Source organism: Dactylosporangium cerinum, assembly GCF_042653625.1.
Classification (GTDB): domain Bacteria; phylum Actinomycetota; class Actinomycetes; order Mycobacteriales; family Micromonosporaceae; genus Dactylosporangium; species Dactylosporangium cerinum.
Map to the genome: position 1 here is coordinate 282,288 of NZ_JBHSIU010000054.1, position 16,405 is coordinate 298,692.

The following is a 16,405-nucleotide window of genomic DNA, read 5'->3' on the forward strand; positions in this document are numbered from 1 at the left end:
CTCTCCTTCAGTTCGGGCGCACGCGCGTCGTCTTGCGGGAACCGAGCGCCGCGATCTCGGCGTCGATGTCGACGTCCTTGTTCTCGGAGCGGCGTTTGAGCTGCACGGTCCCGGTCCGGGCATCCTGCACCTCGACGACCCGGGCGAGCAGCTGCACGGTGTCGGACCGGCCGGCCTCGGTCGCGAGCTGCACGGCACGGCCCAGCCGGGCGGTCGCGGTGACGGTGTCGCCGGCCTCGCGGGCGGCGAGCCCCTCCTGGATCGCGGAGGCGAGCTCGGCGGCGCCGGTGTAGTGCGCGACCCGCTTGTTGAGCCGGGTCGACTTGGCCTCCTCGTCGGTCCACACGGCCCGCACGAGGCCCTTGGCGAGGACCTCCTCGCCGCGCACGACGCTGACCCGGGCGGCCAGCTTCTCCTCGCCGACGGCGCCGACGGTGTCCGGGTCGAGTTCGACGGCCAGGTGGTAGTCGCGGCTCTCGGCGCCCCAGGCGCCGGTCGGGTAGTCGCCGACGCGGGCGCTGACGTCGGTGCGCCGGTCGGTGAGGTCGAGGATCTCGGGATGGACCTGCTTCACGAAGCGGATCCGGGCACCGGCCGGGGTCCAGAGGCGCAGGGCGACACCGGCGACGGTCTTGCCCATCGCGGCCTCGATCATGGACCGGAAGTCCTCCTCGAGGCCGGCCGGGTCCTTCATGCCGTCGGCGGTGCCGAGCAGCGCGTCGGCGACCTTGATGAGCTCGGCGGCGCTCCAGTTCTGGCCGACGCCGCGGCTGTCGCAGACGAACACGCCGGTGCACTGGTCCAGCACGGCCTGGAAGGTGCGGGCGGACTCGCCGTTGCGCCCGTCGGTGAGCAGGATCGCGTGGCGGATCTCGGCCGGGTTGGCCAGGAACAGCTCGCGGGCGAGGGTGAGCCAGGTGCCGATCTGGGTGCCGCCGCCGGCCTTCAGGTGCCGGATCGCCTGCCGCGCGGCGTAGCGGGTGTCGTCGTTGGCGACCGCGAGGGTCTGCACGTCCGGATACACCATCTGGGCCCAGTCGGTGCCGGCGACGACCGCGAACGCGACGCCGTCGCGCAGGGTGTCGACGGCGACCGCCGCGGCCTTGCGGGCCTGGACGAGCCGCTCGCCGCTCATCGACCCGGAGCAGTCGATCATGATGACCTCGGCGGCGGGTGCCCCGGCCCGTGCGGTGCCGCCGGCGCCCGCCCCGGCGGTGATGGTGATGACCGCGTCGGCGACGGAGGCGCCCTCGGGCAGGTACTCGTTCTGGAAGACTTCCGCTACGACACCGCTGGACTCGTCGGTCATGGCTGCGGCGCTCCTTTCGATGGGTCGAACGGGACGGCCGCGACGGCGATGTTGTCGGCCCCGCCGGCGGCGCGGGCGAAGTTCGTCAGCCGCCGCACGAGCTCAGCCGCGTCGCCGGTGCCTTCGATGGCGTCGGTCCAGGTGGGGTACCGGGTGAGCCCGTCGCTGGTGAGCAGGAGCACCCCGGCGGTGGTGGGGCGCAGGGTGGTGAGGTGCGGGTCGCCGCCGGGTGCGTCGGCGCCGAGCCACCGGGTCAGCGCCGCCGCCTGCGCGGACAGCCGCAGCGCGTCGGCGTCGACCCCGGCCGCGGTCAGCTGCCCGGCCAGGGAGTCGTCGACGGTGAGGCAGCGGGCGCCGTCGCCGTCCAGCCAGTACGCCCGGCTGTCGCCGACCCACCCGACGGTGCACTGCCCGTCCTCGACGACCGCGGCGAGAAACGTGCAGGCCGGTGCGTCGTAGGCCGTGGCCGACCCGGCGAGCTTCGCGACCGCGGCCGACGCGGACCGGTACGCCCCGGTGATGTCGCCGCCGCCGACGAGCACCTCGATCGCCTCGACGGCGGCGGTGGTCGCGGCGGCGTCGGAGTCCGGTGCGCTGGACACGCCGTCGCAGACGACAACGGCGCGCCGCCCGCCGGTGACGCCGATCGCGTAGGCGTCCTCGTTGCGCCGCTTGCGCAGCCCCCGGTCGGTGACGGCGGCGACGCCGGGCAGGTCGTGCTCGGCGTGCTCGCAGCCGGCGTCGCGGCGCAGCCCGCAGCCGTCGCAGTACCCGTCGGCGCCGGCCGTCGCCCCGCACGCCCCGCACGGTCCGGGCGCCGCCTTCGACGAGCGCCACTCGCCCGTGGCCGAAGCGGCCGGCGTGGCCGGCTCGACGAACGCCTCGACCGGCGGGGAGAGCGGACCGGCGGACGGCTGCAGCGTGAACTGCTCGGCCGGGGCGGCCAGGTCGGCGCCGCAGGACTCGCAGTAGTGGTCACCGTCCACGGTGGACGCCGCGCAGGACGGGCAGGCGGCCGTCACAGCCAGGTCCTCGGCCGGACCCGGTTCGCCTCGTCGACCAGGTCGATGCGGGTCTGCCGGTCCGGTGCGACCTTCGCCAGGACCCGGAAGGCGCGTTCCAGGCCGGTCCGCAGGTCCCGCTCCGCCAGCCGGTGGGTCAGCACCGTCGCCGAGCCCGCGTTGCCCGCCCGGACCCAGTCCAGCGCGATGCGCAGCGTCTCGACGGTGAGCCGGGCCCGGCGTTCGGCGTCCAGGCCGAGGCGTTCGACCCGGCCGGAGACGTCGAGCAGGTCGGCCTCCGCGAGGCTGGCCGGCGGCGCGGCGAGCCGGGCCCGGACCGCGGCCACCTGCGCGGGGACGCTGTGGCTGGAGCTGTCGGGCACCGCGTCGAGGGTCGCGACCGCGCCGGGCAGGTCGTCGCGGGCGGCGAGGATCCGGGCGACGCCGAACGCGGCGCTGACGAACGACCGGTCGGTGCGCCAGACCGCCGAGTAGAGCCGCAGGGCGGTGTCGCTGTCGCCGGCCGCCTCCGCGGCGGCGGCGACGGCGAGCTGTGGGGCAAGCTCGCCGGGCAGCGCCCCGTAGACGGCCTCGAACGCCGCCCTGGCCTCGTCGGGCCGGCCGGCGGCGAGGGCGGCCATGCCGCGATACCAGTCGACGCGCCAGTCGGGTTCGGCGACCGCGGCCAGGTCGGCGGCGGCGCCGTCGAGGTCACCGGCGGCGATGCGGGCCCGGATGACCGCGAGGGCGACCTCGACGCCGTCCGCGCCGACGGAGCTCAGTGCCTGCTGCAGCACCGCCGGGTCGGCCGTCTGCATCGTCGCGAGCAGCGCCGCGCCCGGGTCGGCGGGGTCGACGGTCGGCACCGGCAGCGCCGCGACCACCTCGGCGCCGGCGGGGCGGGCCGGGCCGGCGATCGCCCGGGCGCCGTTGACCTTCCCGCTCTCGGCGGTGATGACGCCGGCCGTGGTGCCGAACGCGGTGCGTTCGCCGGTGAACTGGCTCGACACGCTCGGCCGGGGCTGGCCGTCGGCGGCGCTGAGGATCTGCCGGAGCACGCCGGTGAGCTGCTCGGCCATCTCGGCGGCGGAGACGAACCGGCGGGCCGGGTCGGGGTCGGTGGCACGCAGCAGCAGCCGGTGGTAGGACTCCTCGCGGGCCAGCAGCGGCACCGTCGAGGGGTCCGGGAGGTGGTCGACGAACGTGGTGGTGAACCCGCGGAAGTCGAAGCTGAGCACGGCCATCGACCGGGCCACGGTGTAGAGGTCCGAGGCGACGGACGGCCCGGCCGTGGCGACCTCCGGCGCCTGATAGCCGACGGTCCCCCACACGGCGCTGACGTCGTCGTCGACCCGCCGCACGGCGCCCAGGTCGACGAGCTTCACCCGCTGGTCGGTGTGCAGCGCGTTGTCGGGTTTGAAGTCGCAGTACAGCAGCTCCCGCTCGTGCAGGTAGCCCAGCGCCGGCAGGATCTCCAGGGCGTAGGCGATGACCTGCGGCAGCGGCAGCGACTGGCGGACCCCGCCGCTGACCGGCCGGGCGAGGAAGATGTCGCGCAGCGACAGGCCGCCGACGTACTCCATGACGATGTAACCGACCCGGTCGCCGCTGCGCGGGTCGGGGTGCGACACGAAGTCGTAGATCTTCACGATCGACGGGTGGTCGACCTCGACCAGGAACCGCCGTTCGGTGATCGCGGCGGCGGTGGCGTCGGCGTCACCGGAGTCGATGAGGCCCTTGAGGACGACCCAGCGGTCGCTGACCTCGTCGCCGACGTTGCGGTCGCGGGCCAGGTAGATCCAGCCGAGCCCGCCGTAGGCGATGGCGCCGAGGACCTCGTAGCGGCCGGCGACCACGGCGCCGGGCGGCAGCGACGGACGGAAGCTGTACTGGGTCCGGCAGTTCGTGCAGAATCCCTCGACCAGGCCGGGCCGGCCGTCGCGGGACCGGCCGACGGGCTGGTCGCATTTACCGCAGACCCGGCGGTGCTCCGGGACCTGCGGGTCGGGCAGGACCGCCCCCGCCGGGTCGCGGCGCGGCAGTGCCGGCAGCGCGACCAGCGGCGCGGCGCCCCTGCCCCGGCCGGTGGTGCGGGCGGAGGAAGAGGTGCGGCCGGACACCGACGGCGTCGAAGCCTCGGTGGCGGGCGGGGCTGCGGCGGCGCCGGCCTGCTTGTGGCCGCACTCGTCGCAGTACCCGTCCTCGTCGTACGTGCCCGGGCAGCCGGCACGCGTGCACTGACTCATGTCGCACTCCCTTCGACGGCGCCGGACAGCGCCTGCTGGTACGCGAAGACGGCCCTGGTCGCCGCCCGCAGGTCACACGGTGCCGCCCACAACAGGTCGCGGGCGGCACGGTACCGCTCGGTCAGGGCGGGCTCCTCGACGCGGTCGAGCCGGACCGCCTTCGCCCGGTACGCCTCCAGCCGGCCTCGCAGTTCCTCGCGCCGGTCCAGCAGGCCGGTGGCCGCCGCGACCCGGTCCTCGGCGGCCGTGACGGCGGCGGTGAGGTCGCGGTCGAGTGCGGTGATGCGCCGGTCGAGGGCCGGCCAGCCGGCGAGGTCGAGCGCGTCGGTGGCGCGGACCAGGTCGGCGACCGCGGCCTGCCAGCGGCCGTGGACGTCGGCGGTCTCGGGCAGGCCCGGGTCGGCGATCTTCGCGACGGCGGCGTCCCGGGCCCGGTGCGCCCGCTGCTCCGCGGCGGCCAGCGCGTCCAGGAGCAGGTCGAGGCGGGTGAGGCGGGCCGGGAGCGCGGTGCGCAGCGCGGCCAGCTCGGACAGCTGCCGCACCGTGCGGGTCAGCTCCTCGCGCAGCGCCGTCCAGGCCGTCTCGTCGACGGTGAGGGGATCGGGCACGGCTTGGGCGTACACCTGCTGCAGCCGCTGCTGGAGGGGTCCGGTGGTCGGCGTGTGGTCGGCGCCGAGGCGGTGGTGCGCGGCGACGGCGGCCTCCAGCGCGGTGTCCAGCTCGATGAGCCGCTCGGTGAGCGCCGCCCTGGCCGCCCCGATCCGGTCGAGGACGTCGACGGTCGCGGCGCACTGCCGCTCCAGCTCCGCGATGAACGCGGCCGGCGACAGGTCCGGCAGGCCGTCGACCGGGTCGGCCGGCACCCGCGCCGCGAGGATGCGGGCGGCGTCGGCGTCGCGGGTCCGGCCGGTGAGGTCGCGCAGCCGGTCCAGGACGTCGCGGGCGGCGACGAACCCGGCCCACAGCCGCCCGAGGTCGACGCCGGACCACAGCTGGGCCGTGGCGCCGCGCAGGTCGACACCGCGCAGCAGCGCCTGTGCCGGGTGGACGTCCACCGCGTACAGCGCCGCCGCGAGCCGGTCGTGCGCGGCCGCCAGGTCGGCGACCGCGCGGTCGGTGTCCGCTTTCATCAGCCGGTCAGTCCAGGTACTTCGCGGGCGGCGGCGGGGGGGCCGAGCCGAGCCATCTGCTATAGATCTCCGTCCACTTGCCGCTGGAGCGGACCCGTTCCAGGACGCCGTTGACGAACCGGACCAGGTCCTGCGCGTCGAGGCGCATCGCGACGGCGGAGGGCTCGTCACTGACGGGCTTGCCGACGACCTCGGTGGAGGGGTCCTGCGCGGCCAGGCCGATCAGCAGCACGTCCACCGTGGACACCGCGTCGACCTGCCCCTGCTGCAGCAGCACCAGGCAGTCCAGGGTGCTGTCGGTGGCGACCGGGACCGGCTTCGACGGCTGCTTCATGATCGTGACGATGCTGGTGCTGCCCCGGGTCGCGCACACCTTGCGACCGGCGAGGTCTTCGAAGTCGTCGATGCCGGAGCCCTTGTTGACCAGCAGCCGCTGAGCGGAGGTCAGGTACTCGGTGGAGAACGCGACCTGCTGGCGCCGCTCGCAGGTGGAGGTCATCGTGCGGATGACCATGTCGACCTCACCGCGCTCCAGGACCGGGATCCGGTCGGCGGTGGTGATCGCCCGCCACTGGATGGCGTCGGGGTTGCCCAGCAGCGCCCGGGCGATCTCCTTGGCGAGGTCGATCTCGAAGCCGACGACCTCGCCGGTCCTCGGGTCGCGGTAACTCGTCAGGTACGCGTTCTGGTCGATGCCGACGATGAGCCGACCCCGCTCGACGATCTTCGCCATGGTGGAACCGGCGGGCATCTTCCCGGGTGCGGGCAGCGTCGCCGGCGGCCGGAGGCTGGCGCGGACGTCGCACGCCGGCGGTGACGTCGACGGCGGGGCCGGCGACTGCGCGGGGTCCTGCACGTTGAGGGGGCGGGGCACCGCGGCGGCGGCCGTGCTGTCCACGGCCGGGGTCGCCGGGTCCTTCCCGCAGCCCGCCAGCACGAACACCACGGCGAGGGTGGCGACGATCTTTCTCATCGGTACTCCGCGATCCGCTGGTTCAGGCCGAACGCGGCGGCCGCCGCGACGGCAAGGGCGTGCAGCGCGACCGCGACGTCGGCGCCGGCACACCGGGCCCCGGCGCCGGCCGCGGCCCGGTCGAACCGCCGCCCGCCGCCGGCGATCCCCTCGGCCAGGGCCGCGTCGAGGCGGCCGGCGGCGCTCGCCGCGCTGGCGTCACCGTCGGTGGCGAGCTTGACCGCCTCGGCGTGCTGGCTGCCGTCGTCGAGGCCGCGGACCTTCTGGTGGACCGTCAGCCACTCCGCGGCGTGCTGCTGGGCCTGCTGCACGGCCGAGCGCGCCGCGTCGTCGGGTGCCTCATCGTGCGCCCGCTGCAGCAGCCCGCCCTTGCCGTCCTTGCCGGCGAGCCGCTCCATCATGACCTTGAAGTCGTCCTCGAACGCCTTGCCGTCGCCGCGGGCGATGAGCGTCAGCCCCTCGTCGGCGCGGGCCTGCAGGGCCGTGATCCGCGCCTCGGCGAGCAGCCCGACCTGCTCGGACCCGCCGTCGCGGCCGTCGCTGATGTGCCCGGCCGCGCCGCTGGCGGCGACCGCCAGCCAGCCGAACGCGACGAGCGCCGCGACGGTCGCCAGGACCATGCCCCGGTTGAGCCGCCGGTTCGTCAGCCGGATCAGGTACCGCTGGGTCAGCACCAGCACACCGAGCAGCGCCAGCCCGAGCAGGGTCACCGTCCACGGCCACCGGGCCACGGCCCGCTGCGCGTCGGACAGGCGGGTCGCCTCGGCCCGGAACAGCTCCTGCGCCGCCGGCAGGATCGTCTGGCGCATCAGCGCCGACGCCTCCCGCAGGTAGGCCCCGCCGAGCGGGATGCCCTGCCGGTTATAGGTGCGGGCCGACTCGACCAGGCCGGTGTAGACGGGGATCTGCCGGACGAGGACGCCGAGCGCCGCGGCGCTGCGCCCCTCCGCGCTGTGCAGCGCCACGGTCAGCGCGGACGAGGCCCTGGCGATGTCGTCCAGGTAGCGTTTCCGCAGCTGCGCGGGCTCGACGCCGTTGCCGAGGAAGGCGGTGGCCGCGGTCGCGTCGGCGTCGGACAGCGACCGGTAGATGTCCTGCGCCTGGAGGCTGAGCGGTCCGCTGCGGTCGGTCACGTCGCTGACCAGCCCGACGCTGGCCCGCATGGTGAGCACCCCGGCCAGACCGAAGGCGAGGCCGAGCACGACCACGACGGCCGTCAGCGTGGTGAGACGGCCCGGGCTCGTGGCGGCCCGGCGGATGAGTCGACGCCACGCGATAGCCAAGAAACATCTCCCCGTCTCGATGATGCCCCGAACATATCCGGCGGCGTCAACCATCTGACAGCCACGCCGTGCGAAGTCCCGGCTTCGTGCCAAAGACCACCGCGTGACGGAACCGGTGGCCTGGGATCTTGCCTGCTGTGTCCCATGTCACTTCGCCGCTTCCTCCTGGTCGTCGCGGCAGCGTCCGCCGTCACGGTGACCGGCTGCACGCCTACGCCGTCGCCTTCGTCCTCCAGCGCCACCCCCGTCTCCTCCGATGCGTCCACCGAGGCCGAGCCGCCCGTCGACCCGTCCGTCGATCCGTCCGAGGCCGAGGCCGCCGACCCCGCCGCCGCGCCGGCCCGCAAGGCCCTCACCGCGAACGCGGCCGACGTGCGCGCTACCGGCGAGGACCGGTTCACCTTCTACGGCAGCCGCGTCGACCCCACCGGCGGCGGCGCGCACGTGCGGTACACCCGCACCTACCGTGGGCTGCGCGTCTACGGCGGCGACATCGTCGTGCACACCGGGCCTGGCGGGGCGTACCGGGGCGCCTCCAACAGCCTCGTCACGCCGTTGCAGGTCGACATCGCGCCGAAGGTCTCCGCGACCGACGCCACGGCCGCAGCGAAAACGCACTTCACCGCGAAGGCCGGCAAGGTCGCCGGCGTCGGCGTCCCCCAGCTGATCGTCGACGCCTCCACCGGCGTCGGGAGGCTCGCCTGGGAGAACGTCGTCGAGGGTGTCGCCAGGGACGGGCAGACCCCGTCGCGGCTGCACGTGCTCACCGACGCGCACACCGGCGGGCTCATCGGCTCGTGGGACGAGGTCGAGACGGTCGCCGGCACCGGCAACAGCATGTACAGCGGCAAGGTCGCCGTCGACACCCAGAAGTTCGGCACGTCGTTCCGGCTGACGGACACCACGCACGGCCGCGGCACCGTCTGCGACATGCAGCACCGCGAGTCGGGCAGCTGCAAGACGTTCGCCGACGCCGACAACGTCTGGGGCGACGGCAAACCGGGCGACCCGGCGACGGCCGCCGTCGACGCGGCCTACGGCGCCGCGGTCACCTTCGACTACTTCGCAGGCGTCCACGGCCGGCGCGGCGTCAACGACAACGGTCGCGGCGTGACGTCCCGGGTGCACTTCGGCGAGGCGTACGAGAACGCGTTCTGGGACAAGGGCCAGATGACCTACGGCGACGGCCGGGACAACACCCACCCGCTCATCCAGCTCGACATCGCCGGCCACGAGATGAGCCACGGCATCACCGAGAAGAGCGTCTCCGGCGGCCTCACCTACGAGGGCGAGTCCGGCGGGCTCAACGAGGCGACCAGCGACATCTTCGGCACGATGGTCGAGTTCGCCGCGAACAACCCCGCCGACCCCGGCGACTACCAGCTCGGCGAGAAGGTGGACATCAACGGCAACGGCACGCCGCTGCGCTACATGTACAACCCCACCCTGGACGGCGAGTCGCACGGCTGCTGGTCGGCCACCACCGCCGGGATCGACGTGCACTACTCCTCGGGGGTGGGCAACCACTTCTTCTTCAACCTCGCCGAGGGCACCGGCAAGACCGCGTTCGGCACGTCACCGGTCTGCGGCAACGCCGCCGGCGTCGCCGGCATCGGCCGGGCCAGGGCGGAGAAGATCTGGTACCGGGCCCTGGACGTGTACTTCACCTCCAACACCACCTACGTCAACCCGGCCAACCTGGGCAACACCGCCCGGGCCTACACCCTGCGGGCGGCCGCCGACCTCTACGGCAGCTGCGGCGCGGAGTACAAGGCGGTCCAGCAGGCGTGGACGGCGGTGAACGTGGCCGGCACCGACGCCGCGTGCGCATAGGATCAGCTCTCGTACGTGCCGTCGAGCGCTGGAGGCTGGCTGATGGGTCCACTCGTAAGGGTCGAGGACGTCGGGGACGGCGTGATCCTGCTCGACGCGCGATGGACCCCTCAGCCGCCGACCGCGCTGGAGCGGTACCGGGTCGCGCACCTGCCCGGCGCCCGGTTCGTCGACCTCCACACCGACCTCGCCGCCCCACCCGGCGCCGGTGGGCGGCACCCGCTGCCGACCGCGGCGGCGTTCCAGGCCGCGATGCGCCGCCTCGGGGTCAGCGACGACTCGAGCGTGGTGGTGTACGACGACCGGGACGCCTCCGTCGCCGGCCGCCTGTGGTGGATGCTGCGGCACTGGGGGCACCGCGACGTGCGGGTCCTGGACGGCGGCATCGCCGCGTGGACCCGCGCCGGGCGGCCGGTCGAGGCCGGCGAGCCGGTGCCGGTGCCGGTGCCGCCCGGCGACTTCACCGCCGGCGAGCCCCGCGACGACCTGCTGACGGCCGCGGAGGTGCCGGCGTTCGTCGAGGGCGGGATCCTGCTCGACGCCCGGCTCGGGCCCCGCTTCCGCGGCGAGGTCGAGCCGCTCGACCCGGTCGCCGGGCACATCCCGGGCGCGGTGTCGGCGCCGACGTTCGACAACAGCGACGCCGACGGGCGGTTCCTGCCGCCGGCCCAGCTGCGGGAGCGGTTCGCCGCGCTCGGCGTCACCGCCGACCGGCCGGTCGCGGCCTACTGCGGCTCCGGGGTGACCGCCGTGCACGAGATCATCGCCCTGGAGCTGGCCGGCTTCACGCCGCGGCTGTACGCGGGATCCTGGAGCGACTGGATCACCGACCCGGACCGCCCGGTGGCCACCGGCCCCTGACCGGCCACCGCGTTCAGGCGTTGGACCGGCGTTCGCGCACGGCCGCCACGACCTTGGCGACCTGGGCGTCGAAAGCGTCCAGCTGCTCCGCCTCGGCGGCGCTCGCGACGAAGGCGCGCCGGTCGCAGGCGGTGCCCCCGCGCCAGATCCGCTGGATCGCGCGGGTCGCGGTGATGTCGGTCAACGGGTCGCCGGACACGAGGACCAGGTCCGCGCGGTGCCCGACCGCGATGCGTCCCCGGTCGGGGAGGCCGAACACGCGGGCCGGTTCGGTGGTGGCCGCGGCCAGCGCCTGCGCCGGGCTGATGCCGCACCGGACCAGGAGCTCCAGCTCCCGGTGCAGGCTGGCCCCGAACACGGTCCCCGGGTTCGGGGCGTCGGTGCCCGCCAGCAGCGTGACCCCGGCGGCGGCCAGGCGCCGCACGGTGTCCTCGGCCCGCGAGTACGGCGGCATCCTCCGGCCGCTCCAGCCCGGGGCGCCCGAGGTCAACCGGCGGATCCAGGCCTCCCCGAGCGCCTCGGCGAGCCGCGGGTCCGCTGCCACCGCCGCGCCACCCGGTTCACCGAGCGTGTTCTCGATGGTGGCAAGCGTCGGACCGACCGCGATGCCGGCCGCGGCCATGCGCTCGACCAGGGCCTGGTCCAGCTCGCCGGCCGCGGGGACGTGGGCCACCACGTCGACGCCGGCGGACACGACCTCCTCGACCCCGGCCGTCGAGCTCACGTGCGCGACGACGACCAGGCCACGGTCGTGCGCGGCGGTCACCAGTGCCGTGATGGTGCCGGGGTCCAGCGCCGGCCACAGGCCGCCGACCCCGGAAATGATCTTCAGATAGTCGGAGCCCTCCGCGATCCGGTCCGCGACGAACCGCTCGGCCTGGCCGGCGGCGGTCACCGTCGGGATCGGGGCGTACATCATCGACGGGTGCCCGCCGGGTGCGGTGGCGCCGACCCCCGAGGAACGCACGTCGGCCACGTCGGGGCGGGCGCCGGCCTCCTCCTTGGCCCGGGCCACCAGGTCGGGTTTGCTGAACATGTCGAGCACGGTGGTGACACCGAACGTCAGCGACTGCGCAAGGGCGCCGGGCACGAGGTGCACGTGCGCGTCGATCAGACCGGGAAGCACCGTCCCGCCACCCGCGTCGATCACCTCGTCGCCGTCCTGGGCGATCGGGGCCGCCGAGCACCCCGTGATCACCCCGTCGGCGAACCGGACCGAGGTCCAGTCCCGCGACGTGGTCCCGTCGAACACCTTCGCGTTCACGATCGTTGTTGCCATGGCCACGGTGTCCTCAGAGCTCACGAGTCGAAGCCCAGGCCGAGGCGGTCCAGGGTGCGCAGCCACAGGTTGCGGCGGCCCTCATCGCGGTCGGCGCGGGCGATCGACCAGCGGGTCAGCTGGATCACGCCGGAGCGCAACGGCTCCGGCGGGAACGGCACCGGCCTGGTGCGCACCATCCGCAGCCTGGTCAGCGGGGTCGGCTCGCCGGCCAGCAGGTCCAGCATCACCTGCGCGCCGAAGCGGGTCGCGCCGACGCCGAGGCCGGTGAACCCGGCGGTGTAGGCGAGGCGGCCGGCGTAACCCGTGCCGAAGAACGCGCAGAACCGGGAGCAGGTGTCCACCACCCCGCCCCACGCGTGGGTGAACCGGACGCCGTCCAGCTGCGGGAACGTCTCGAAGAAGTGCGCCGCGAGCTTGTCGAAGGTGGATGGGCGCTGGTCGTAGGTGGGGCGGATGCCGCCGCCGTTGTAGTACACCGCGTCGTAGCCACCCCACAGGATGCGGTTGTCGTCGGTGAGCCGGTAGTAGTGGAACTGGTTGGCGCTGTCGCCGATGCCCTGCCGGTTGACCCAGCCGATGTCGGCCCGTTGCGCCTCGGTGAGGGGCTCGGTCATGAGGGCGTAGTCGTACACCGGGACGATGAACGGCCGGACCCGGCGCAGCGGCGAGCGGAACGCGCCGGTGCCGAGCGCGACCCTGGCCGCGGTCACCGTGCCGTGCGGGGTGCGCAACCGCAGCCCGCCGCTGCTGTCCTTCACCACGCCGAGCACCCTGGTGCCCTCGTGGAAGCGCACGCCGAGTGCGGCGCACGCCTCGGCGAGGCCCCCGGCCAGGCGGGCCGGGTCGAGCATCGCGGTGCCGTCGCGGTCCCAGACGCCGGCCTCGTAGGTGGCGGCGCGCACCTCCGCCCGGATCGCGTCCCGGTCGAGGAACTCCACCCGCCGGCCCATCCGCCGTGAGGTTTCGAGGCCCTCGCGGAGCCCGTCGACCTGCCACGGTTCGGTCGCCACCGACAGCTCGCCGGTGCGTTCGAAGCCGCAGTCGATCCCGTGCCGCAGCAGCGTCGACTCGATCCCGTCGAGGTTGGCCCGGCCCAGCTCCTCCAGGGTCTCGATCTCGTCCGGGAACCGTTCGACGCCGTTGGCCAGGCCGTGGGTGAGGCTGGCCGCGCAGAAGCCGCCGTTGCGCCCGGTGGCCGCCCAGCCGATCCGCCGGCCCTCCAGGACGACGACGTCGAGCGCCGGGTCGCGCTCCTTCGCCAGCAGCGCCGTCCACAGCCCGCTGAACCCACCGCCGACCACCGCCAGTCCGCGGTCGTCGCCCCCCGCAGCGGCGGGTGCGGGTCGGGGAGCGCCCGGTCCAGCCAGAACGGGGTGCTCACGGCGTCGCGCAGCGCGGGATGACCCATTGCCGCACTCTACGGGTCACGCGCCCGGCCCCGGGCGTCGATACACTGAGCGCGTGGCCACGGACGACCTGCTGTTCGTCGTGCTCGACGGTGCCGGCGGCTGCCTCGTCGCCCTCGACGAGCCGACCCTGGCCGGGCCGGTGTCCCGGACCGGGCGCGGCGGCGTCATCCACCTCGTCCCCTCCGGGCGGCCGGTGCTGCGCCCCGACCCGCCGGGCAACGCCGGGCTGCGCGCGCTGACCGGCGCCGGGACCGTCGCCGTCGCCGGGGCGACCGTCGCGCTGTCCGCACTGCTGACGCCGTTCGTCGGTGCCCCGATCGGGGTGGCCGGCCTGGCGCTGTGCGGCGCCGGATACCGCAGCGGCCGGTCGGCGCTCGACCGGCGCTGGGGCGACCGGCACCGCATGCTGCGCCGGTCCGCCGAGGCGGAGGTGTTCGCCGGGGCGTTCAGCGCCGCGCAGACGATTCTCATGCTGTGGCCGCGGCTGCGGGACCTGGTCCAGGTGCCGACGCCGAGCCGGGAGCTGGCCGGGTCGCTGTGGACCCTGGCCGGCCTGCTGCACGACCGGGCCGACCTCGAGGAGCAGGTCGCCGAGCTGTCCCGGGCCGCGGCCCGGCTGCCGGTCGGCTCCCGGGCCGCAGCGCCGCTGCGCGACGAGCTGGCGGCGCGGCAGGCCCTGCTCCGGGCGTCCCTCACCGAGCTCGCCGGCGCGGTGGACGCCCGGGTGTCCGCGCTGGAGATCCTGGCCGGGGAGTGCGTCGACCTGGTCCGGGACGAGCGGGCGGTGGTGGCCGCGGTCGAGGCGATCCGCAGCGCGGACCGTTCGCTGGGCCTGGTCGTCCCGCCCGTCGTCACTCCCCCGGATGAGACCGGCGAGCTGGCGTCGCAGACCCGTTCGATCGTGGCGGCGTACCGGGAGCTGACGGGCCTCACCCGGCGCTGAGCGGTCCCTTCCGTGCAAGGGCCATCCGTCCACAATGGAGTGCGCCGTCCGCACGGTGTGGGGGCGGCCTTTCGGCGGTGCCGCGGGCGACGCTGCGTCGCCTAACCTTCACGCCGTGTCGCCCGACGAGGACTCGCCGCCGCCCACACCCCCGCCCGCCGATCCGCCGCCGCCCGCCGATCCGCCGCCGCCCGCCGATCCGCCGCCGGGTCCACCGGCGGATCCGCCCCCGGCAGCGCCTGTGGGTGGTGGGCGCACGGGTCGTGTCGCGCGGTGGACGGCGATCGCCAGCACGGCGGCGGTCGTGCTGGCCGGGCCCGCCGCGTGCGTGCAGGTCCTCGGGGTCAACGTGGCGCAGGTCGTCGGCTGGTTCGGCGGGCCGGTGCCGTCGCCGTCGGTCACCGGGCAGTCGGCGACCCCCGGGCCGGGGCCCGTCACCCCATCGCCGAGCGAGTCCGGCGCCTCTGCGTCACCGTCGCCCTCACCCTCCCTCTCGGTCGTGCCGACCGGCCCGCCGCCACCCCCGCCGCCGTCGCCGACACCGACGAGAAGCCCTTCGCCCGTCGCGTTCACCTTCGACGCGCGGAGCACCGTCGACCAGTGCGACAACCTCGCCGGGCACGGTGACGCGCCGAAGACCGGACGGGTGCTCATCTTCGTGCGGTACCAGCGCGACACAGTCTGGTTCTACGAGCAGCCCGTCATCTTCGGCCCGGACCACACCTGGACCAGCAGCCGGGTGGTGACCGGCGGCGACGACGACGGCGGCACCGAGTTCCGCTACGCCGCGGTCGCCGTCTCCGACCAGACCGCCGACACCCTGTCGAAGATCACCGGCTCGCCGTATCCGACGGCGTCCCTGCCGGGCACGATCATCCGCCAGAGCGAGGCGGTCGTACGTACCCGCGACAAGGGCATCTGTTAGGCGGGCACCGACTCGGCGACCTGCGGGCGGGTCCGGCGGGCCCAGGCGACGACCGGCGGGACGAGCGTGCCGAGGACCGCGAACACGGCGCCCAGCAGCAGCCAGCCCGGCGCGCCCCAGCCGACCGCCAGGCTGGTCACCACGAACGGCGCGAGCATCTGCCCCAGCTGCATGCCCATCGAGTAGGCGCCCTGATACTGACCGTGCGCGTCGGACGGGGCCAGCCCGAACGAGATGCCCCACCCGGCGGCGGAGTGCCACAGCTCGCCGGTGACGTGCGCGAGTGCGCCGAGGACCAGTAGCGCGACCGTCACCGGCATGCTGGTGCCACCGCTCACCGCGAACAGGGCGCAGCCGGCGAACAGCGCCAGCCCGGCCCGCCGCGAGGCCCGGGCGGCGCCGGACAGCGACTCCGTGCCGCGGGCGGCCCGGACCTGGAACAGCACCACCGCCGTGGTGTTGACCAGGAACAGCACCGCGATCAGCCAGCGCGGCGCGTCGGTGCGGTGCGCGATCCACAGCGGCAGCGCCACCTCGAACAGCCCGAAGTGCGTCGCCATCAGCCCGTCGAGGACCACGAACGCCAGGAACGGCCGGTCCCGCAGCGCGACCAGCCGGGGCCCCGCCTCCCGGGCAGGCGCGGCCGGCACCGGGGCCAGCCCGCGCAGCACCAGCGCCGCGGCCGCATAGGTGACCGCGTCGAGCAGGATCAGGGTGAGGTACGCCGGCCGCGTGTCGATCGCCAGCCCGACGCCCGCGACGGCGGAACCGGCGGCGATCCCGACGTTGGTGACGGAGCGCAGGTAGGCCCGGGTGTGCACGCGCCGGTCCGCCGGGACCGCGCCGGCGATGACGGCTCCCCTGGCCGCCCGCTGGGCCGCGTCGGCGATCGCCATCGGCACCCCGACGAGCAGGTAGGACCCGAACCCGTCGACGGTGACCAGTGCGACCGACCCCGCGGCCAGGACGAGGAGCCCGGCGACCAGGACGCCGCGCGGTCCGCGGCGGTCCGCGACGTAGCCCATCGGCGCGCTCGCGACCAGGCAGGCCAGCGCCGTCACCGTCAGCGCCAGGCCGGTCTCCCGCACGCTCAGCCCGACGGACCGGGTCAGGAACAGGGCGATCGACGTCATCGACACGCCGTTGCCGAACGTGTTGATCAGGGTCGCACCGGCGAGCAGCCGCAGTGGGCCGGGTTCTGGAAGCACGC

General features: G+C 74.9%; 13 protein-coding genes. 4 read left to right on the forward strand and 9 right to left on the reverse strand.

Annotated elements, in window-relative coordinates:
* Positions 1-7 precede the first annotated feature (7 nt).
* From ACFPIJ_RS39300 to ACFPIJ_RS39325, 6 genes are read right to left on the reverse strand one after another with little or no spacing between them, the layout of a single operon-like run.
* Positions 8-1,309, reverse strand: a complete 1,302-nt coding sequence (locus ACFPIJ_RS39300; protein WP_380123193.1) for a VWA domain-containing protein — start codon at positions 1,307-1,309, stop codon at positions 8-10.
* Positions 1,306-2,331 (reverse strand): PP2C family protein-serine/threonine phosphatase, encoded by a 1,026-nt coding sequence (locus tag ACFPIJ_RS39305; protein WP_380123195.1) that lies wholly within the window; start codon positions 2,329-2,331, stop codon positions 1,306-1,308. Before ACFPIJ_RS39305 ends, ACFPIJ_RS39300 begins: the two co-directional genes overlap by 4 nt.
* Positions 2,328-4,556, reverse strand: coding sequence for a tetratricopeptide repeat protein (locus tag ACFPIJ_RS39310; RefSeq protein WP_380123197.1), 2,229 nt, complete (start codon positions 4,554-4,556; stop codon positions 2,328-2,330). The genes ACFPIJ_RS39305 and ACFPIJ_RS39310 overlap by 4 nt, the downstream gene beginning before the upstream one ends.
* The gene (locus ACFPIJ_RS39315) at positions 4,553-5,686 is read right to left on the reverse strand and encodes a hypothetical protein (protein ID WP_380123199.1); all 1,134 of its coding nucleotides are present in this window, start codon (positions 5,684-5,686) and stop codon (positions 4,553-4,555) included. Before ACFPIJ_RS39315 ends, ACFPIJ_RS39310 begins: the two co-directional genes overlap by 4 nt.
* Before the next feature lie 7 nt (positions 5,687-5,693).
* A complete protein-coding gene (locus ACFPIJ_RS39320) occupies positions 5,694-6,659 on the reverse strand; it encodes a glutamate ABC transporter substrate-binding protein (RefSeq protein ID WP_380123201.1) in 966 nt (321 codons plus the stop codon).
* Positions 6,656-7,942 (reverse strand): hypothetical protein, encoded by a 1,287-nt coding sequence (locus tag ACFPIJ_RS39325; RefSeq protein WP_380123203.1) that lies wholly within the window; start codon positions 7,940-7,942, stop codon positions 6,656-6,658. Before ACFPIJ_RS39325 ends, ACFPIJ_RS39320 begins: the two co-directional genes overlap by 4 nt.
* A gap of 144 nt (positions 7,943-8,086) precedes the next feature.
* Between ACFPIJ_RS39325 and ACFPIJ_RS39330 the strand changes: the two genes are divergently transcribed.
* Both ACFPIJ_RS39330 and ACFPIJ_RS39335 read left to right on the forward strand, forming a co-directional pair.
* Positions 8,087-9,775 (forward strand): M4 family metallopeptidase, encoded by a 1,689-nt coding sequence (locus tag ACFPIJ_RS39330; protein WP_380123205.1) that lies wholly within the window; start codon positions 8,087-8,089, stop codon positions 9,773-9,775.
* Between the two features lie 42 nt (positions 9,776-9,817).
* Positions 9,818-10,636 carry a sulfurtransferase gene (locus ACFPIJ_RS39335; RefSeq protein ID WP_380123207.1) on the forward strand — a complete coding sequence of 273 codons (819 nt, stop codon included), beginning with the start codon at positions 9,818-9,820 and terminating at the stop codon, positions 10,634-10,636.
* A 13-nt stretch (positions 10,637-10,649) separates the two neighbouring features.
* Here ACFPIJ_RS39335 and ACFPIJ_RS39340 read toward each other — a convergent pair whose 3' ends face one another.
* Complete coding sequence (locus tag ACFPIJ_RS39340) at positions 10,650-11,939, reverse strand: amidohydrolase family protein (protein ID WP_380123209.1); 1,290 nt, start codon at positions 11,937-11,939, stop codon at positions 10,650-10,652.
* Positions 11,936-13,219, reverse strand: a complete 1,284-nt coding sequence (locus ACFPIJ_RS39345) for an NAD(P)/FAD-dependent oxidoreductase (protein WP_380123211.1) — start codon at positions 13,217-13,219, stop codon at positions 11,936-11,938. The genes ACFPIJ_RS39340 and ACFPIJ_RS39345 overlap by 4 nt, the downstream gene beginning before the upstream one ends.
* Positions 13,220-13,379: 160 nt before the next feature.
* Here ACFPIJ_RS39345 and ACFPIJ_RS39350 point away from each other — a divergent pair, with 160 nt between their 5' ends.
* A complete protein-coding gene (locus tag ACFPIJ_RS39350; RefSeq protein WP_380123213.1) occupies positions 13,380-14,270 on the forward strand; it encodes a hypothetical protein in 891 nt (296 codons plus the stop codon).
* Between the two features lie 115 nt (positions 14,271-14,385).
* A complete protein-coding gene (locus ACFPIJ_RS39355) occupies positions 14,386-15,195 on the forward strand; it encodes a hypothetical protein (protein ID WP_380123215.1) in 810 nt (269 codons plus the stop codon).
* On the opposite strand, the gene ACFPIJ_RS39360 is transcribed toward ACFPIJ_RS39355, so the two are convergent.
* Positions 15,192-16,403, reverse strand: a complete 1,212-nt coding sequence (locus ACFPIJ_RS39360; RefSeq protein ID WP_380123217.1) for an MFS transporter — start codon at positions 16,401-16,403, stop codon at positions 15,192-15,194. The genes ACFPIJ_RS39355 and ACFPIJ_RS39360 overlap by 4 nt on opposite strands.
* Positions 16,404-16,405: the final 2 nt, after the last annotated feature.